Source organism: Kribbibacterium absianum (genome assembly GCF_030067705.1).
In the GTDB taxonomy this organism is placed as follows: Bacteria; Actinomycetota; Coriobacteriia; order Coriobacteriales; family Atopobiaceae; genus Kribbibacterium; species Kribbibacterium absianum.
In genome coordinates this window covers 541,001-558,230 of record NZ_JASJEX010000001.1, presented here as the reverse complement: position 1 = coordinate 558,230, position 17,230 = coordinate 541,001, and the positions used below count along the sequence as shown (strand labels likewise).

16 protein-coding genes and 1 tRNA gene are annotated in these 17,230 nt (G+C 69.7%); 2 read left to right on the top strand and 15 right to left on the bottom strand.

Going from position 1 to position 17,230, the window contains the following annotated elements; all coding sequences use genetic code 11:
* Positions 1–38: 38 nt before the first annotated feature.
* From QJ043_RS02485 to QJ043_RS02470, 4 genes are all read right to left on the bottom strand, one after another.
* Entirely contained in the window at positions 39–899 is an 861-nt protein-coding gene (locus QJ043_RS02485; RefSeq protein WP_283712585.1) for a hypothetical protein, read from the bottom strand.
* Between the two features lie 63 nt (positions 900–962).
* Entirely contained in the window at positions 963–2,063 is a 1,101-nt protein-coding gene (locus QJ043_RS02480) for a D-alanyl-D-alanine carboxypeptidase family protein (RefSeq protein WP_283712584.1), read from the bottom strand.
* Positions 2,053–2,748, bottom strand: a complete 696-nt coding sequence (locus QJ043_RS02475; protein ID WP_283712583.1) for a CDP-alcohol phosphatidyltransferase family protein — start codon at positions 2,746–2,748, stop codon at positions 2,053–2,055. Before QJ043_RS02475 ends, QJ043_RS02480 begins: the two co-directional genes overlap by 11 nt.
* A gap of 167 nt (positions 2,749–2,915) precedes the next feature.
* Complete coding sequence (locus QJ043_RS02470) at positions 2,916–3,278, bottom strand: hypothetical protein (RefSeq protein WP_283712582.1); 363 nt, start codon at positions 3,276–3,278, stop codon at positions 2,916–2,918.
* Positions 3,279–3,360: 82 nt separating this feature from the next.
* On the opposite strand from QJ043_RS02470, the gene QJ043_RS02465 reads away from it, so the two are divergent.
* Positions 3,361–3,936 (top strand): cysteine hydrolase family protein, encoded by a 576-nt coding sequence (locus QJ043_RS02465; protein WP_283712581.1) that lies wholly within the window; start codon positions 3,361–3,363, stop codon positions 3,934–3,936.
* 52 nt (positions 3,937–3,988) lie between these two features.
* Positions 3,989–4,065: transfer RNA gene (locus QJ043_RS02460), tRNA-Pro, on the top strand.
* 115 nt (positions 4,066–4,180) lie between these two features.
* Here the strand turns inward: QJ043_RS02460 and QJ043_RS02455 are convergent.
* The 11 genes from QJ043_RS02455 to rpe all read right to left on the bottom strand — a co-directional run bounded on the left by QJ043_RS02455 (position 4,181) and on the right by rpe (position 17,203).
* A complete protein-coding gene (locus tag QJ043_RS02455; RefSeq protein WP_283712580.1) occupies positions 4,181–4,933 on the bottom strand; it encodes a transposase in 753 nt (250 codons plus the stop codon).
* A 176-nt stretch (positions 4,934–5,109) separates the two neighbouring features.
* Positions 5,110–6,933, bottom strand: a complete 1,824-nt coding sequence (locus QJ043_RS02450) for an ABC transporter ATP-binding protein (protein WP_283712579.1) — start codon at positions 6,931–6,933, stop codon at positions 5,110–5,112.
* Positions 6,930–8,663, bottom strand: coding sequence for an ABC transporter ATP-binding protein (locus QJ043_RS02445; protein ID WP_283712578.1), 1,734 nt, complete (start codon positions 8,661–8,663; stop codon positions 6,930–6,932). Before QJ043_RS02445 ends, QJ043_RS02450 begins: the two co-directional genes overlap by 4 nt.
* A 4-nt stretch (positions 8,664–8,667) precedes the next feature.
* On the bottom strand, positions 8,668–10,461 hold the full coding sequence (locus QJ043_RS02440) for an ABC-F family ATP-binding cassette domain-containing protein (protein ID WP_283712577.1): 1,794 nt from the start codon (positions 10,459–10,461) through the stop codon (positions 8,668–8,670).
* 2 nt (positions 10,462–10,463) lie between these two features.
* Positions 10,464–11,411 carry a deoxyribonuclease IV gene (locus QJ043_RS02435; RefSeq protein ID WP_283712576.1) on the bottom strand — a complete coding sequence of 316 codons (948 nt, stop codon included), beginning with the start codon at positions 11,409–11,411 and terminating at the stop codon, positions 10,464–10,466.
* Positions 11,411–12,703 (bottom strand): bifunctional phosphopantothenoylcysteine decarboxylase/phosphopantothenate--cysteine ligase CoaBC, encoded by a 1,293-nt coding sequence (coaBC, locus tag QJ043_RS02430; RefSeq protein WP_283712575.1) that lies wholly within the window; start codon positions 12,701–12,703, stop codon positions 11,411–11,413. The genes QJ043_RS02435 and coaBC overlap by 1 nt, the downstream gene beginning before the upstream one ends.
* Before the next feature lie 2 nt (positions 12,704–12,705).
* A complete protein-coding gene (locus tag QJ043_RS02425; protein ID WP_283712574.1) occupies positions 12,706–13,419 on the bottom strand; it encodes a zinc ribbon domain-containing protein in 714 nt (237 codons plus the stop codon).
* A gap of 38 nt (positions 13,420–13,457) precedes the next feature.
* Entirely contained in the window at positions 13,458–14,240 is a 783-nt protein-coding gene (locus tag QJ043_RS02420; protein WP_283712573.1) for a Nif3-like dinuclear metal center hexameric protein, read from the bottom strand.
* Positions 14,241–14,311: 71 nt separating this feature from the next.
* Entirely contained in the window at positions 14,312–15,349 is a 1,038-nt protein-coding gene (mnmA, locus tag QJ043_RS02415; RefSeq protein ID WP_283712572.1) for a tRNA 2-thiouridine(34) synthase MnmA, read from the bottom strand.
* Position 15,350: 1 nt separating this feature from the next.
* Positions 15,351–16,523: a cysteine desulfurase family protein gene (locus QJ043_RS02410; protein WP_283712571.1), complete on the bottom strand. Its 1,173-nt coding sequence runs from the start codon at positions 16,521–16,523 to the stop codon at positions 15,351–15,353.
* Positions 16,523–17,203: a ribulose-phosphate 3-epimerase gene (gene rpe, locus QJ043_RS02405; protein ID WP_283712570.1), complete on the bottom strand. Its 681-nt coding sequence runs from the start codon at positions 17,201–17,203 to the stop codon at positions 16,523–16,525. Before rpe ends, QJ043_RS02410 begins: the two co-directional genes overlap by 1 nt.
* Positions 17,204–17,230 lie beyond the last annotated feature (27 nt).

Here is a 17,230-nt window from a genome sequence, read left to right as displayed (position 1 = left end):
GGCGACGCATTGTGCGTTTGATGTAGGTGCTTGTCCGGCTACGAGTGTAGTTCAGCGAGCGCGCGTGCGCCGATGAAGCCACCGTCGGCACGGAGCAGGCCTGCGGCGCCGCACTCCTGGGGCAAGGGCGCCGAGTCCGGGTCGTCGAGGAGGGCGCCCAGGCCCCGTGCCTGCTCTTCGATCTGGCCCCAGACGGCCGAGGAGCCCACCGGCGTCACCTGCTCGAAGGAGAGCAGGCTCCGCCAGAGCACGCGCGCCTTGGTTTCGGGCACCCAGAGGAGCGTCCATGGGGCACCGTTGACATCGACCCGGCCGCAGACGGTGGGGATTCGGTCGAGCATGAGGTTCGCGATGGAGCCGACGGCGGGAAGGGAGGCATCGGGAGCGAGGTAGTCGGAGAGGACCCTCTCGGAGTCCGGGCCGGCGACCAGCAATGTGACCATGGCTGCAGCGTGTCCGAGCTTGACGTCCGAGAAGGCGCGGCTGCCGGCCTGCTCGATCGCGGCCACGCCTTCGAGCCAGCCCGTGAGCTGCTGCGCCGTCTCGGCCGGCGCCCAAAGGCCGTAGTAGTCGCCGAGGCAGGCGACGAGCGCCGGCGAGACCACTGTTCCGTCCCCGCGAAGGGCGACGCTCTCGACCAGCTGACCCGGCACGGGCAGAGGGCCCGCGAAGGCCATCTGGAGGAACGCGCCGGCGTCCGCGCCCTCGACCACGGAGCCGACGGTGCCGCTGATGTCCGCGAGTGCGCAACCGGCCGCGAAGGCCTCCGGCTCCCCCGCCGCGTCCCCGTAGTAGGACGGCGTCAGGACGCCGTTCGCGTCAGGCTCCAGCTCGGCGCCCAGATAGCCATGCTCCTGGGTCAACGGTGTGGCTTTGGTGGAAGGGGCGCTCTTGGCCATGGGTCCTCCTCGGGGCTGTGCGGGATGCGGCCGGCACGTGCCGGACGACGGTGTCTCACCCTGTTATGCCCGAACGACCGCCCGGGCGACCGAGAGCGACCCGGCGGCCACTGTGCGGCCGTCCTGCGTCCAGAGCGATGCGCCGCACTGCTCGCCGGGGACCATGAGCTGGTCCGAGGCAGGAACGACGCGGGAGTAGGTGGTCGCGCCGCCGTCGGGCCACACCGGCCCGGAGACGGTCTGGTCCCAGACCACCGGCACCATGTAGCCGAAACGGAAGGCGAACGGGCGCCACCCGAGCACCTGGCCCTCCTTGGCGAAGGTGAGGCTCGCGTAGCGGGCATAGGCCCATTGCATCAGGTCGAGCGTGTCCTGGAAACGCCCCCAGGGGGTGGGGCAGCCGAGCACGCAGCTGTACAGGGTCACGCCGTCGGACCGTGCGGCCCCGAGGAACGCGTAGCCAGCGCTGACGGCGCCCGTCTTGATGCCGATGAGGGCCGGGTACACGGGCATGAGCGCGTCGGTGGATTCGAAGGCCTTGTCCACGCCGTTGACGGGGACCGTCACCTCGTGCGTCCGCACCATCCGAGCGATGAAGGGATAGTTGTCAAGGGCGTAGCGGCCCATGGTCACGAGGTCGGTCGCGGTGCTCGTGTGGCCCGCCTCCTCCATGCCGGAGGGGTTCTTGAAGGTTGTCGCCGTCATGCCGATCTCGTGCGCCTTCTGGTTCATGAGGTCCGCAAAGGCGTCGATGGAGCCCGCCAGCCCGACGGCGAGCGTCTGCGCGGCGTCGTTGGCGGAGTAGACGAGCATGACCTCGAGGAGGTCCCGGACGGTGGCAGTGGTGCCCGCTTCGTAGCCCGCAAGCTGGGGATTCTCCCAGTCGCTCGGCATCTCTGGCACCGTGTAGGCGGTGTCCATCGAGACGCCCGAGTCGAGGACCACCATAGCCGTCATGATCTTGGTGGTCGAGGCCGGCTCCATGGACTTGTCGGCGTTCGCAGACGCGAGCACCCTGCCCCGTGAGTCTGTGAGGAGCCAGGACTGGGCCTCGAGGTCGTCCGCGAACGAGGGCGTGACGGCGTCGGCGTGCGCGGGCACCGGGGCAAGGAAGAGCGCGACGGCCGTGAGGGCGGCCATGAGGAACGGGGCGCTACGCCTCATCTCGCCCGCCCTCCTCGAGCGCCTCGTCACGGATCTGGAAGCCCTCCATGAAATAGAGCACGCCTGTGACCATGGAGACCACCACGCCGGCGTAGACCACCAGGATGGCCGGGCAGGCGGCGGTGGAGTTGAGGAGCGGCAGCCAGCCGACGTCGACGAGCCCCCAGCCCGGGACCACCGGCAGGTCGAGGAGCATCCAGCTGAAGCCGGCCAGCAGGAGCGCCGTGGCCACCTTGCCGATGAAGAGCACGTCCACCGGGCGCTTGCGGTAGCGCTGCAGGAGCGCCATGCCGACGGCGAGCGCCACGTCGCGGCCGATAACGAGGACGGGGATCCACACGGGCAGCTCCCCCACCACGCACAGGCCGAGCACGCCAGTGAAGAGCAGGAAGCGGTCCACCGCCGGGTCGAGCAGCTTGCCGAACCAGCTCACGGTCTGGGTGCGCCGCGCGATCTGCCCGTCGAGGAAGTCCGTGGACGCGGCGACCGCGTAGATCGCGAGGCACGCGACGCGGTTGAACTGCTGCACGAAGAGCACGAGGAAGACCACCGTGAGCACGATGCGGGCCATCGTGATGAAGTTGGCCACGGTGAGGATCTTCCAGGAGGGATTGTTGGAGGTCCCCACCGGGGCGTCGGGGTCCTCGGCGTGAATCTTGTCCTCAAGGAACTGATGGAGGTTCAAGTTGTGAGCCTTTCGGCCGGATGGATCTTGCCACAGGTGTCGATGACACAACTAGCCAGTGTACGCGAGCGGGTGCGGGGGCGTTCTCAGGGAGCCTTACGGTTTTGTAGCCACCGCAAGGCCGACACGTGGACGCGCTTGGCCCCTCCGCGCGTGCCCCGGGCGGTCTAGAGGGTGGCAAGGAAGCTGAGGATGCTCACGAGCGGGGCGCCGCCGAGCAGGAACCCGGCAGCGAGAAGGACGGCACCGACGCCGCCGAGGGCCAGCGCGCTCCTCGTGCGGCTGCCGGCCTCCTCCTGGGACACGACGTCCTTCTCGGCCCCGCCGCGGCGCTGGAGCTCCTTGCGGAACGAGCCCATCATCTGGCCGCCCACCATGCGCACACAGCTGAGGGCGAAACACACGCCGGCGGCGCTGATGACGGCGACGACGATCCAGGAGAGGCCGGCGAGGGCGCTCTCGAACGCGAGCGCGAGGGAAAGGCAGGCGAGGAGCGCAGGGAACAGGCAGAGCGCGATGGCGCGACCCATGGGCGCCTCCGATCTAAAGAGGGCTAAAAGGCTGGGTTATGATAGCGCATGCGCGAAGTCCCCTGGATATTGGAGGAACCCTATGCCGTTCGACCCCACCCGCACCGCCCTGCTCGTCATCGACGTCTGTGAGGGAGGCCTGTCCGACGCGGCCGAGGACGAGACGAAGGCCGCGTTCCTCGACGCCTGCACGAAGACCGTCGCGCTCTGCCATGACGCGGGCGTCCCGGTGATCTACTGCAACGACGCGCACCGTCCCGGCCTGGACACGGAGCTGGCGCTGTGGGGCGACCACGGTCTGGCTGGCACGACCGAGGCGCAGACCGCCGCCGCTCTCGGCCCTCAGCCGGAGGACATCACGATTCCCAAGCGTCGCTACTCGGCGTTCTTCCAGACCGACCTCGACCTGACCCTGCGCGAGTTGGGCGTGGACACCGTGGTGGCGATCGGCTGGGACACCAACATCTGCGTGCTCCACACGCTGGCCTCGGCGTTCTTCCTCAACTATCGGAGCGTGTGCGTGGCGGACGCGACGATGACGTTCCTGATCGGCGACGAGGCCGAGGGGCTCGAGTACTTCCGCCGGTGCTTCGGAACGGAGGTCGTGAGCTACGACGAGTTCGAGGCGGCGATGAAGGGCGCGCCCGACGTTTTGTGATTGAGCTTGCACCGGCAACGGGGCAATGCTAAAGTTCCCTTCGTTGCATCCACGGGACGTGGCGCAGTTTGGTAGCGCACTTGACTGGGGGTCAAGGGGTCGCTGGTTCGAATCCAGTCGTCCCGACCAGTGGAACATCAAGGCCCGGAGCCACGGCTCCGGGCCTTTCTTTGTGAGACAGATCAAAGAGACAGGACTGTCTCATGCCCGTCGGGGTGGGACAGATCAAAGAGACGAGATCGTCTCATGCGGCCCTGCTTGTCACGCGTTGCACGGTCGCGTGCGAGACTCCGGTCACGAGCTCCACTTGGCGCACCGAGAATCCCGTCTCGACCAACAGGCGCAGCGACGCGTCACGCTGCTCGCGCGGCACCCCTTTCACCGTGGATGGGTCGGCGCCGAGCGCCTCTCTCGCGGCGTCGATCAGCGCCTCGGCGTTTCTGGCCGTTCCCCGTGGCAAAGGCGGGCGCACCCCGTCGCACAGGGTCCCCGGCGCCTCATGGAATCGAACGAAAGCATCGGTGGACCCGAGGAGCCCCATCACCAGCGGCGACCCGTCGCCGGCCAGATAGCGCCCGTAGCTGCTCCACGGATACAGAAGGCCGCCCGCGAGCCCTGCTTTGAGGGGGTTCTGGTGCACATAGCGCACCACGGTGAGGAGGTACGTGTCATCGTTGATGGGCTCGCTGTGAAACGGCCCTTCCAAAAGGTGCCCCGTTCGCTCGTGGCGCCGGTTGAACGAGCGTGCATAGGCACCGAGGACCACCTTCATGAAAGCCCCGAGCCGTTCGTAGGGCACCTGGACGACGGCGTCGGTGTGGTTCTCGACGAGGGCATGGGCGACGATCTCCGCGCCCCGCTTGCGCGCCTGCCCATAGAGGAGGTCGGTGTAGGCGGCGCGGTCCGCGTCGTCCTCGAAGATGAGCTGCCTCCCGACTCCTCGCGCCACGACGTGGTACAGGTCGGCATCCGAACGCGCGCGGTGGGTGTCTGCCATCTGGGTTCCTCCGTCTCCTCGGGAAGCGGTCTGTGGGAACCTAGATTACAGGCGTGTTTCAGGCCTTGATGGGACCTCCATAAACAAGGGACACCCGGTTGCCGGGTGAGACAGTCTTGTCTCTTTGATCTGTCTCACCCCGGTCGCGTGGGACGATCCCGTCTCTTTGATCTGTCTCACTCCGTGGCGGAGGATTCGGCCTCTTCCTGCGCCCACTGAGCGCGGTAGAGTTGCGCGTAGAGACCGCCTGCGGCGAGGAGCTCCTCGTGCGTGCCCTGCTCCACGATGTGGCCGTCCTTCATCGCGAGGATGCGGGTCGCGTGCCGGATCGTGGAGAGGCGGTGCGCCACGATGATGGACGTGCGCCCGGCCACCATCGCATCGAACGCTGCCTGCACGAGCACCTCGGTGCGCGTGTCGATGGAGCTCGTCGCCTCGTCCAGCACAAGGACGGACGGGTCGCGGAGCATCACCCGCGCGATGCACAGGAGCTGGCACTGGCCCTGCGACAGCTGCGTGGACGCCCCGCCGATCACGGTGTCGTAGCCGTTCGGCAACTGCTCGATGAACCCGTCGGCGAACGCCCTCCGCGCCGCCTCCTGCACCTGCTCGTCCGTGGCGGCAGGGCACCCGTAGGCGATGTTCTCGCGCACGGTCCCCTCGAAGAGCCACGTGTCCTGCAGCACCATGCCGAAAGCGCCCCGCAGGCTCGCCCGCTTGAGGCTCCGCACGTCCGCCCCGTCCACGAGCACGGCTCCCTCGTCCACGTCGTAGAACCGCAGCAACAGGTTGATGAGCGTCGTCTTGCCGCAGCCGGTGGGCCCCACCACGGCGATGCGCTCGCCGGGGCTCGCGTGCCAGCTGACATTGTGGAGCACGGGCTTCTTGGGGTCGTAGCCAAAGGTCACGCCCCGGAACGCGACCTCGCCGCGAGCCTGTTCCGGTAGTGCCCTTGCGTCCGGGGCGTCCGGCTCCTGCTCGGGCGCGTCGATGAGCCCAAAGAGCCGCTCCGCCCCGGCCAGCGCGGTCTGCACCTGCGCGAGGACGCCGGAGATCTCATTGAACGGCTTCGTGTACTGCGTCGCATAGGAGAGGAAGCTCTGGACGCCGCCCACGGTGAGCGTCCCAGGAATGCCGGTGACCACGCAACAGCAGCCGGCGGCCGCGACGCCCGCGTACACGAGGTTGTTCACGAACCTCGTCCCGGGGTTCGTGAGCGAGCCGATGAACTGTGCGCGCTCCCCCACCTGGTACAGCTCGCCGTTGATGGCGCCGAAGCCGTCGCGCTCTTCCACCTGGCGCCCGTAAAGGTTGAGCAGCCGCTGGACGCCGACATGCTCCTCGGTATAGGCCGAGAGGCGCCCCTGGATCTGTTGCTGCGCGGCGAACGTCTTCTGCGAGAAGTGCGCGATGGCCCAGGCCCCGAGCATCGAGATGGGCGTGAGCAGGACGACCACAACGGTCATCTCCGGCGACACCGTGAGCATGAAGAGCAGCGTGCCGACGATGGTCACGATGCCCGTGAGCAGTTGCTGGACGCCTTGGAGGATCCCGTCGCCCACGGCGTCCGCGTCGTTCACGATGCGGCTGATGAGGTCGCCGGCACCGTGCGTGTCGAGGTAGGAGACGGGCAGGCGGTGCAGCTTGTCGTAGGCGGCGTTGCGGAGGTCGCGGACCGTCTCGTAGGAGAGCCGGTTGCTCGCGTAGCCCTGCGCCCACTGGAACGCCGCGACGCCGAGCGCCACGAGCGCGATGGTGCGCACCGACCAGGCGAGGAACTCCCAGTCCACGTCGCCGGCGCCGACCAGGGCGTCCACGGCGTCGCCGATAAGCACGGGCACCCAGAGCGAGAGGCCCACGCCGGCGAGCGCGCAGAGGGCGGTGAGCGTCACGAGCCCGGCGTGCGGGCGCGCGTACCGAAGGAGCCTACGAACGATGGCGCCCGTGCGGGGGCCCCGTGGGACGATCTCGTCTCTTTGATCTGTCTCACGGGGGGTCATGCGGCCTCCTCTTGGCGGAGCTGCGAGTCCGCGATCTCACGGTAGAGCGGGCAGCCCGCGAGGAGCTCGTCGTGCGTGCCGAGACCCATGACCTGTCCCTGGTCGAGCACGAGCACCTGGTCGCAGGAGCTCACGGTACTGATGCGCTGGCTGATCACGAGGCGCGCCGGCGACCCGGGCAGGTGCGCGAGCGCCCGCCGGAGCGCAGCGTCCGTGGCGTAATCGAGGGCCGACGCCGAGTCGTCGAGCACCACGAGGGCAGACGGCTCCACGAGCGCGCGCGCCACGGTGAGCCGCTGCCGCTGGCCGCCCGAGAAGTTGCGGCCGTTGGGCTCGACGGGCGCGTCGAGACCCTCCGGCAGCCGGCGAACAAAGTCGGCTGCCTGGGCGGCCTCGAGCGCCGCCCACAGCTCGTCGTCGGTCGCGTCCTCGCCGCGCCAGCGGAGGTTGTCGCGCACCGTGCCGCTCACCAGCTCCGCCCGCTGGGGCACAAAGGCCACGAGTCTCCGAAGCTGGGACAGCGGCAGGTCGCGCACGTCGCGGCCGGCCACGCGCACGCTGCCCTCCGTCGCGTCGTACAGGCGCGGCACGAGCGAGGCCAATGCGCTCTTGCCGGAGCCCGTGCCGCCGATCACGCCGAGGCTCTGGCCCGGTTCCAGCACGAGCGACACGTCCATCAAGGCCGGCCGCCCCGCGTTCGGGAACGAGAACGACACGCGCTCCATCTCGAGCACCGGCGCGCCGGTCTCGGTCGGCTGCTCGCAGACGCCCGCGTCGGTCACGGTGGGTTCGCAGGCCAGGACCTCCTCCACACGCTCGGCGCTCGCTGCGGCGCGCGTGAAGATCACGACGAGGTTGGCGATGTACGCAATGGACACGAGCAGCTGGTTCATGTAGCCGATGAGCGCCATGACCTGGCCCTGCTCAAGGCGCCCGGCCGTCACGGACCCCCCGCCGAGCCAGAGGACGCAGGCGATGCCCACGTTCATGACGAGGAAGGTCGCCGGAGAGAGCAGCGCGGTCAAGCGGCCCGCACCCACGGCCATGTCGGCCTGTTCCTGCGACGCCTCGCGGAACCGCGCCTCCTGGAACGCCTCGCGGTTGAACGCGCGGATGGGGCGCACGCCGCTCGCCGTCTCACGGACGAGGCGCCCGATCGCGTCGAGCTTGGCCTGCATGCCCGCGAAGAACGGCACGGAGCGGGACATCACGAGGTAGAACACCGCCGCGAGCACCGGCAGGCACACGCAGAACACGAGGCCGAGCGGCACGTCGATGGCGAGCGCGCACACCACCGAGCCCACGGCCAGAGCTGGCCAGCGGATCAGCTGGCGGATGAGCATCGAGATGGCGAGCTGCAGCTGGTTGACGTCGTTGGTGGTGCGCGTCACGAGCGTCGGGGCGCCGAAACGGTCGAGCTCGGCGGCCGAGAAGGTGCCCATCTTCTCGATGAGGGCGGCGCGGATGTCGGTCCCGACGCCCTGGCTCGCCAGCGAAGCCATCTTTTGGCAGATGAGCGTGACGCCGAAGCCGAGGAACGCCATGCCCGCAAGGAGGCCGACCCCCTGCCAGATCACGTCCGTGTCGCCCGCGTTGACCCCGGAGTCGATCATCCACGCGATGACGAGCGGCGTGAGCAGGTCGAAGCCCACCTCCAGGCACTTGGTGACAGGACCCCAGATCAGATAGCGCCGGTAGGGCGGGAAGAAACGCCGCGCCAATTCCTCCATGGGCTCACTCCAGCCCGAGCTTCTCGGCCAGCTCCAGCCACTCGTCCTCCCAAGCCGCGCGCTCCTCCTCGGCGGACGTGAGCTGTGCCTGCAGCTTGGTCAGGGCGGCGAAGTCGGACGGGTTCGCGTCGCGCATGGCCTGGCGAAGCCGTTCCGGCTCCGTCGGGCTCTTTTGCAGCCGTCGGTCGAGCGAGTCGAAGCGCTTCCGCAGCTCGCGCCGCTCTTGGTTGGTGAGGCCGTCGGCGCGGACGTTCCTGGCGGGCGCTTCGGCGGTCGGGGCCTCGGGCTCCCGCGTGCGCTCTGCCAGCACCTTTAGGAACTGCTCGGGCCCGCCGGGCATGTGCACCAGCCGGCCGTCGATGATCGCGAACTGGTCGTCGGTCACCCGTTCCATCAACGACCGGTCATGGGTCACAAGGAGCAGCGTCCCGGGCCAGCCGTCGAGGAGGTCCTCCATCACCGCGAGCATGTCGGTGTCGAGGTCGTTGCCCGGCTCGTCGAGGACGAGCACGTTGGGCTCGTCGAGCAGCACGCACATGAGGGCCAGCCGGCGCTGTTGGCCGCCCGACAGGTCCTTGATGTAGGTCATCGTCTCGCGGGTGTCGAACCCGAGGCTCTCGAGCAGCGCGCTCGGGGTGTACTCCTTGCCGCCGATGACGTAGCTCGTCTTGTAGGTGGCGAGCAGGTCCTTGACGCGCCAGTCCCCCTTGTCCGCCAGCGAGTCCAGGTGCTGGTCCATGACGCCGAGCTTCACGGACGCGCCCCGCTTGACGGTGCCCGAGGTGGGCTCGAGCGTCCCGCGGAAGAGCTTGAGGAGCGTGGACTTGCCCGCGCCGTTCTCGCCGAGGATGCCGATGCGCTCGCCCGGGCCGATCAGCCAGTCGATGCCCTGAAGCACAGGCCCGTCGCCATAGTTCACGCCGACGTCCTTCAGCTCGAAGACCTGCTTGCCGAGTCGTGCGACGGCGAGCCGCCGCAGCTCCAGGGGGTTGCGCATCGGCGGCACATCGGCGATGAGGGCCTGGGCCTCCTTCACGCGGAACTTGGGCTTGGTGGAGCGGGCCTGGGCGCCGCGCGACAGCCACGCGAGCTCCTTGCGGAGGATGGACTGGCGGCGCTCCTCTGCCACGGCTGCGAGTCGGTCACGCTCCACACGCTGCTGGATGTACGCGGAGTAGCCGCCCTCGAACGGCTCGATCTGTCCGTCGTGCACTTCCCACATCGAGGTGCACACGTTGTCGAGGAACCAGCGGTCGTGGGTCACGCAGAGGAGCGCGCCCTCGCCCGCCGCCCAGCGATGGCCGAGGTGGTCCGCGAGCCACGCGATGGCGGCCATGTCCAGATGGTTGGTGGGCTCGTCCAGGAGCAGCACGTCCCAGTCGCCGGCGAGCACGCGCGCGAGGTCGGCGCGGCGCCGCTGGCCGCCGGAGAGCGAGCCCACCCGGGCCTCGAGGTCGATGTCGCCGATCAGGGCGTTCACGAGGCCGCGGGTCTTGGGGTCGCTCGCCCAGGTGTAGGTGGGCACGTCGCCGAAGACCGCGCGCCCCACGGTGTCGTCGTCGTTCAGCGGGTCCGCCTGCTCCAGCACGCCCACCGCGAGGTGGTTCCGCCAGGTGACGGTGCCTGCGTCCGGCTCGAGCCGTTTGGAGAGGAGCTCGAGCAGCGTGGTCTTGCCGTCGCCGTTCTTGCCGACCACGCCGATGCGGTCGCCCTCGAAGAGCCCGGCGGTCTGGTCCTTGAGCACGGCCTTGTTGGGCCACTCGTGGCTCGCCTGCTCCAGGCCGATCAGGATGCCCACGTCTATTCGCCGTCCCTCTCGGGGGCTCCCGCCGCTCCGCCGGCCTCGCGACCGGCCTGTTCCTCTGCCAGTTTGGCCTCGTGCTCGTCGAGGAGCGCCTGGGCCTCGTCGAGGGGCATGCCCGCGCTAAGGCTCCTCAGCAGCGACACCTCGAAGACATAGCCCTCGCGCTCGTTGGGCGTCTCGAGGATCATCGGCAGGTGCTGGAGGCGGGGGTTCGTGACGAACGCCTGGAACGTGGCGAGCGCGAGCGAGCCCGCGCCGATGCGCTCGTGGCGGTCCTTGTGGGAGCCGCAGGGGTTCTTGGAGTCGTTCAGATGGATCGCGCGGAGGCGCTCGAGGCCCACGGTGGCGTCGAACTCGTCGAGCACGGCGTCGAGGTCCGCGGCGACGTCGTAGCCGCCGTCGCTCACATGACAGCTGTCGAGGCACACGCCCAGGAGCTGGTCCAGCTCCACGCGCTCGACCACCATCGCGAGTTCCTCGAAGCGGGCGCCGAGCTCGGTGCCCTTGCCGGCCATGGTCTCGAGGAGGACGACGGTGCTCTGGTCCGGCCGGAGGACCTCGTTGAGACCGTCAGCGATGAGCTGGACGCCGGCCTCAACGCCCTGGCCCACATGGGCGCCCGGGTGGATGTTGTAGAGGCAGCCGGGGATGAGGTCGAGGCGCTCGATGTCGCCGAGCAGGTTGTCGCGCGTGCGGCGGACGTTCTCCTCTTTGTTGGAGGAGAGGTTGTAGACGTAGGGCGCGTGGGCGACGAGGGGGCCGAAGTGGTGCTCGGCCAGCAGGTCGACGAGGCCGTTCATGTCCTCGGGGTCGAGCTTGCGCATGCGGCCGCCGCGGGGAGGCCGCGGGAAGAACGCGAAGGTGTCCTCGCCCATCTCGAGCGAGGTCTCCCCCATCGCGGTGTAGCCGCCGGTGGAAGAGAGGTGGGATCCGAAATAGGGCATCAAGCCTCCGAGCGGTTGGGTGCGGATGTCATGAGGTCGCAGGCGGCGTCGATGACCGCACGGGCGATGTCGTCCTTGGGGGCGGTCGGGACTGCGCGCTCGCCGTCGGCCGTGATGAGCGTGACGGCGTTCTCGTCAGATCCGAAACCGATGCCCGGACGGGAGACGTCGTTGGCCACGACCAGGTCGCAGCCCTTGGAGGCGAGCTTGGCACGGGCGTGGCCGAGAAGGTCATCCGTCTCGGCGGCGAAGCCCACGACCACGCGCTCCCCGGGGAGCGCGGACACCGCCGCAAGGATGTCCCGGGTCTCCACCACTGGAATTGCGTCCAGATGCTCGGCCGCCTTCTTGAGCTTGTGGTCCGCGGGCGCGGCCGGGGTGTAGTCGGCGACGGCCGCCGCACAAACGACGAGGTCGGCGCCAGCGGCGGCGGCGAGGGTGCGCTCAGCCATCTCGGCGGCGCTCGTGACGGGCTCGACGGCCACGCCGAAAGGCGCGTCGAGCGCGACAGGCCCGAGAACGAGCGTCACGGCGGCGCCGAGGTCGCGGGCCGCGCGCGCCAGCGCGACGCCCATCTTCCCGGAGGAGGCGTTCGCCAGGTAGCGCACCGGGTCGACGGCCTCATGGGTGGGGCCGGCCGTCACGACCACGCGCCTGCCGGCCAACGGTTGGGGCCACGCGGCGCGACGGGCCGCAGCGGCAATGGCTTCCACCAAGCGCTCCACCGGCGGGAGCTTTCCCTCCCCCACGTCGCCGCAGGCGAGCCGCCCACTGTCGGGCGTGACGACCTCGACGCCCCGCGAGCGCAGCGTCCGCACGTTGGCCTGCGTCGCCGGGTTCTTCCACATGTGCACGTTCATGGCCGGCGCGAGCAGCACGGGGCCCTGCGCAGCCAGGAGCGTCGAGGTGAGCGCGTCGTCGGCGATGCCGGCGGCAGCCTTGGCCATGACCGAGGCGGTGCATGGCACGACCGCGACGAGGTCGGCCCACTCGGCGCGCTCGATGTGCGGGATGGGGCTCACCGGGTCGTCGAACAGGTCCCGGAGCACGGGCTGGCCGGTGAGGGCCTCGAACGTGACGGGGCCGATGAACCGCTCGGCCGCGCGCGTCATGGCGACGCGCACCTCGCAGCCGGCCTTCTGTAGCCCGCGGACGACTTCGGCGGCCTTGTATGCGGCGATGCACCCCGTCACGCCGAGGAGCACATGCGGCGCGCGCCTGGCTTGTTCTGAGCCAGGGGCACCGGGGCGGGTCGCCCCCGGCGCCCCCTGGCGGTTCGCTTCCAAGGTCATCGTCAGTGCCAGTCCGTGATCAGGATGCGGTGGCAGTAGGGGCACTCGTCCACCGGGAGCTTGCGGCGCTTGAGGTCGGCGTACTGGGCCGGCTGCAATGCCACGCGGCAAGAGGACGGCTTGTTGCCGGTCAGGGTCTCGACGGCCCGGCCTTTGAACCGCTCGTTGGCGCGGTTGTAACGGGCCTGCATCTCCGGCGAGACGAGCGCGGCCACCTCCTCGCGCTCCCGTTTGAGCGCGGTGAGACGGTTCTGACTGTCGAGCAGCTCCTGCTTGAGGGACCCGAGCAGCTGCGCGAGCTCGTTCTGCAGGCGGGCCTGGAGCGCGTTGGCGTTCTTCTCGGCTCGCTCGACGGTGATGAGCTGCTCGAGCGCTTGGTTCTGCTGGTAGTCGATCTTCTCGATGCGCTTGGTGACGGCGTTGAGCCGGCTCTCGAGGTCCGCGACGGCGCGCGCGTCCGCAGAGGTCTGGAAGTCCTGGCTGGCCTGCTGCTCAAGGCGCTCGGCGTCGCCGCGCAGCCGGTCGAACCCCTCGATGTCCATCTGGAGGTCCTTGCGCTGGCCGACGATCTTCACCAGCTCTCCCTGCACCTTCTTGAGCGCCGCTTGGGCCGCGGCGATCTTCGCGTGCTGGGGAAGCTTCTTGGCATCGTTCGTGATGCGGATCGTCTCGAGGTCGATCTCTTGGAGCCTCAGCAACGCCTGAGCCTCGTCCATGGGCGGAACCTCCCTGCTCTGCGGTCTGTCGGTGCCGGTCACAGCCACGTCCCGGCACCGTCGGTGCTCTCCGCGCCGACCCCCACCACCGTCCATGGCAGCGGCTGGCGCAGCACCGAGACGGGTGCGGCCGGCTCGAGCTCCTCGACGGACTCGGCCAGCAGCTCGGCGTAGGGCTGCTCCGACGCATCGTGGCCCAACAGTATAACGGCCGCGCCCCGTGCGACGAGGTCGAGGCAACGATGGTAGGAAAGCTCCCCACCCACGATGGTCGAGCAGCCCGCACGGAGCGCGCCGTCACCGATGCCGCCGAGAGAACCCGAGCAGAACGCGACGTCCCCGGACCGCTGCCGCCCGTGCCAGACCTGCGCCGGCGCGCCATAGGTGGCCGCGAAGCGCTCGGCGACCTCAGCCGCTGTGAGGCCATTCCCGTCGAGCACCGCTCCGTACCCGTCCACGTCGAGCGGCCGCAGGTACGGAAGGCCGGTGAGCGCCGCCGGGAGCCGGAGGGCCGGCTCGGATCGGTCCAGGTTGGTGTGCATCGCAACGAGGGACACCCCGAGCCTGACGGCCTCCCACACGGTCCGCGACGCCAGCGTGGCGTGCGGGCCCACGACGGCCGGTGGGTCAAGGAAGGCCGGATGGTGGGTCACGAGCACGTTGCAGCCCGACTCGCGGGCTCTGCGGATGGCATCCGGCGTCGGGTCGAGGCAGCAGGCCACACCCTCAATGGCGGCTTGAGGGTCGCCGACGGAGAGCCCAACGCGGTCCCACGGCTCGGCATCGGTGGCCGGGAACAGCGAGAACAAACCTTCTACCATCACTTGAACCTTCACGGTTTCCGTGTCCTTTCAGCCATCGATCAGCCCTTGAGGTCGGTCGCTCTGTGCCATCAGTAGCGCAGGTCCACGACCGTGCCGCCCCCGACCACGGTGTCGCCCAGGTAGAAGGCACAGGTCTGACCGGGGGCAGCAAGGCACCCCGGCTCCTGCGGCGTCACCACCACGAGGTCGCCCTCCTGGTGGTAGGTGGCAGCAAGGTCGGGCGCCCGGTACCGTGTCTGCACCGTGACGGCGGGGCCCAGCTCCACGTGCTCGCAGCGCACTGTGAAAGAGCGCGGAGGCTCCGGCGCGCCTCTGGTGAGGACGATCGTGCGGCTCGGCGCGTCAATGGCCTTCACAAACCATGGGCCGCCGGCGAGGCCGATGCCCTTGCGCTGGCCCACCGTGAACCCGGCTACGCCCCCGTGGCGGCCGAGGACCTCGCCCTCCTCGTCGACGAAGTCGCCCGGCTCGAAGGCCTCGGGCGAGCGCTCTCGGAGGAAGGCGCGGTAGTCCCCCTTGGGCGCGAAGCACACGCCTTGGGAGTCCTCGACAGCCGCAGCTGGGAGGGAGGCCACGGCGGCCAGCTGGCGCACTCGGGGCTTCTCGTAGGGGGCGAGCGGCAAGACCATGCGCGCCACCTGTTCCGGCGTCAGTTGGCAGAGGAAGTAGCTCTGGTCCTTCTTGGCATCGGTCCCGCGGGCGATGCGAGCCACGCCATCCATGCCGATCGCTTTGCGCGCGTAGTGACCCGTCGCGACCATCTCCGCGCCCACCTGATCCGCAACGTCGAGCAGCGCAGCCACCTTCACGTGCCGGTTGCAGGCGACGCACGGGCTCGGGGTGCGGCCGGCTAGGTACTCATCGAAGAAGGGGCCGGTGACCCAGCGCTCGAAGTCTCCTGTGACGTCTCTGATCAAATGCGGGATGCCGAGCTTGCGGCAGGTCTCTGCCGCCCGGTCGAGCGCCGCTTCGGATGGGGAGGCCGGCGCACCGTCGCCGCGCGCCATCACCAGCGTGCAGCCGATGACCTCGTGCCCCTGTTCGCGCAGCAGCTCCACGGCCGCCGACGAGTCCACCCCGCCGGACATTCCCGCAACGACGCGCATCTTAGCGCCGCTCCCGGCTGCGCAGGCGCGTCACGACCTCCGCGAAGGCCTCGGAGAACCGCTCGAGGTCCTCCTCGGGCACCCGCTCGTCGAACGAGATGCGAAGGGAGCCGAACGCGCGGTCGCGCGGGATCCCCATGGCCGTCAGCACGTGGCTCGGCTCGAGTGACCCGGACGAGCAGGCAGAGCCGGCCGAGACCTCGTATCCTGCCTGGTCGAGCGCGAGCACGAGCCCCTCGCTCTCGAGCCCGTCCACGAGCACGCTCACGATGCCCGGCAGGCGGTGCTCCCACGGAAGGGTCACGCTCGGCTCGACGCCCTCCACGGAGCAGAGCCGGTCCTCGAGGCGCCGGGCGCGCTCCGCGACCGTGGCCCTCGTTGCCTCAAGATGCTGGCACACCGTCTGCACGGCCGCGGCCAGGGCCACGGCTCCAGCCACGTCCTGCGTCCCCGGACGCACTCCGCGCTCCTGACCGCCGCCAAAGGCCTGAGGCCAGAAGGGCGCGCGGGCTCGGAGCGCGAGGAACGCGGTGCCCACCGGTGCCCCGATCTTGTGGCCGGCCACGGACACGGCGTCGGCGGAGGCCAGGTCCAGCGGGACGCGCCCGAACGCCTGAATCGCGTCCACGTGGAACAGGGCGCCGGCCCGGTGGGCCGCGTCCCCGAGCTCGCGCACCGGCTGAACGGCTCCGGTCTCGTTGTTGGCGGCCATCACGCTCACAAGGGCGACGTCCGGGTCGAGCAACTCCGCCACCGCGTCGCCGGTCACGCGCCCATCGCGTCCTGGCGATCCCAGGCTCACCGCGAAACCGCGTTGCTTCAGCGGCGCGACGAGGTCGAGCACCGCGTCGTGCTCGATTGCCGAGAGCACGACGCGGGTGCGCCCGCGGTCCCTCTCGCGGGCGCCCTCCGCCATCCCGATGACGGCCAGGTTGTCCGCCTCGGTCCCACCGCCCGTGAAGACGACGTCCGCCGGCCGGAAGCCCCCGCCGAGCGACCGGGCCACGCTGCGCCGGGCCCGCTCGAGCTCCGTCGCCGCTTGGCGCCCGAGCGTGTGGAGCGAGTTGGGGTTCGCGGCCGCGCAGGGAAGCGCCCGATAGGCGCCCTCGGCCGCGACCGCCTCCGGGCGCAGCGGCGCGGACGCAGCGTAATCCAGATACACAGGCCGGGACACTAGACGTCCCTCCCGAGACCGAGGTGTCCGGCCTTGCGAATCGACGTGATGGCCGCCTCACGGTCGGGGGCACCGAAGACCGCGCTGCCAGCCACGAGCACGTTCGCGCCCGCCGCGACCACTTCGGCGGCATTGGTGGCGGAGACGCCCCCGTCCACCTCGATCCACGGGCTCACGCCGTGACGGTCGCACAGGTCGACGAGCCGTTGGAGCTTGTCGATGGTGCTCGGGATGAAGCGCTGGCCGCCGAACCCGGGGTCGACGCTCATCAGGAGCACCATGTCGAGCTCCTCGATGATGGCCTCGAGACAGCCCACCGGAGTGCCGGGGTTGAGCGCGACAGCGGCGCGGGCGCCCCCCTCGTGGATCTGTGACACGATGCGGTGCGCGTGGCGCGCGGCCTCCCAATGGAAGCACACGAGGTCCGCGCCGGCCTTGAGGTAGAGGCCCACCGCCTCGTCGGGGTTCTCGATCATGAGGTGCACGTCGGTCGGGATGCTGCTGGCTGCCTTGCAGGCGCGCACGACGTTCGGCCCGAACGTGAGGTTCGGCACGAACGACCCGTCCATCACGTCGATATGGACGAGGTCGGCGGTGCCGATGGTCGCCAGCTCGTCACCCAGCCTGAGAATGTCCGCCGAGAGGATCGACGGCGCGACCTTGACGGTCCTGTGCCTCATGGGCAGCTCCCTTCTTTCCGCCGAACC

What these genes read in the sequence shown, in the direction of transcription:
- QJ043_RS02485 (WP_283712585.1), bottom strand. Translation starts at nt 899, where the DNA reads ATGGCCAAGAGCGCCCCTTCCACCAAAGCCACACCGTTGACCCAGGAG.
- QJ043_RS02480 (WP_283712584.1), bottom strand. Translation starts at nt 2,063, where the DNA reads ATGAGGCGTAGCGCCCCGTTCCTCATGGCCGCCCTCACGGCCGTCGCG.
- QJ043_RS02470 (WP_283712582.1), bottom strand. Translation starts at nt 3,278, where the DNA reads ATGGGTCGCGCCATCGCGCTCTGCCTGTTCCCTGCGCTCCTCGCCTGC.
- QJ043_RS02465 (WP_283712581.1), top strand. Translation starts at nt 3,361, where the DNA reads ATGCCGTTCGACCCCACCCGCACCGCCCTGCTCGTCATCGACGTCTGT.
- QJ043_RS02455 (WP_283712580.1), bottom strand. Translation starts at nt 4,933, where the DNA reads ATGGCAGACACCCACCGCGCGCGTTCGGATGCCGACCTGTACCACGTC.
- QJ043_RS02450 (WP_283712579.1), bottom strand. Translation starts at nt 6,933, where the DNA reads ATGACCCCCCGTGAGACAGATCAAAGAGACGAGATCGTCCCACGGGGC.
- QJ043_RS02445 (WP_283712578.1), bottom strand. Translation starts at nt 8,663, where the DNA reads ATGGAGGAATTGGCGCGGCGTTTCTTCCCGCCCTACCGGCGCTATCTG.
- QJ043_RS02435 (WP_283712576.1), bottom strand. Translation starts at nt 11,411, where the DNA reads ATGCCCTATTTCGGATCCCACCTCTCTTCCACCGGCGGCTACACCGCG.
- coaBC (WP_283712575.1), bottom strand. Translation starts at nt 12,703, where the DNA reads ATGACCTTGGAAGCGAACCGCCAGGGGGCGCCGGGGGCGACCCGCCCC.
- QJ043_RS02425 (WP_283712574.1), bottom strand. Translation starts at nt 13,419, where the DNA reads ATGGACGAGGCTCAGGCGTTGCTGAGGCTCCAAGAGATCGACCTCGAG.
- QJ043_RS02420 (WP_283712573.1), bottom strand. Translation starts at nt 14,240, where the DNA reads ATGGTAGAAGGTTTGTTCTCGCTGTTCCCGGCCACCGATGCCGAGCCG.
- mnmA (WP_283712572.1), bottom strand. Translation starts at nt 15,349, where the DNA reads ATGCGCGTCGTTGCGGGAATGTCCGGCGGGGTGGACTCGTCGGCGGCC.
- rpe (WP_283712570.1), bottom strand. Translation starts at nt 17,203, where the DNA reads ATGAGGCACAGGACCGTCAAGGTCGCGCCGTCGATCCTCTCGGCGGAC.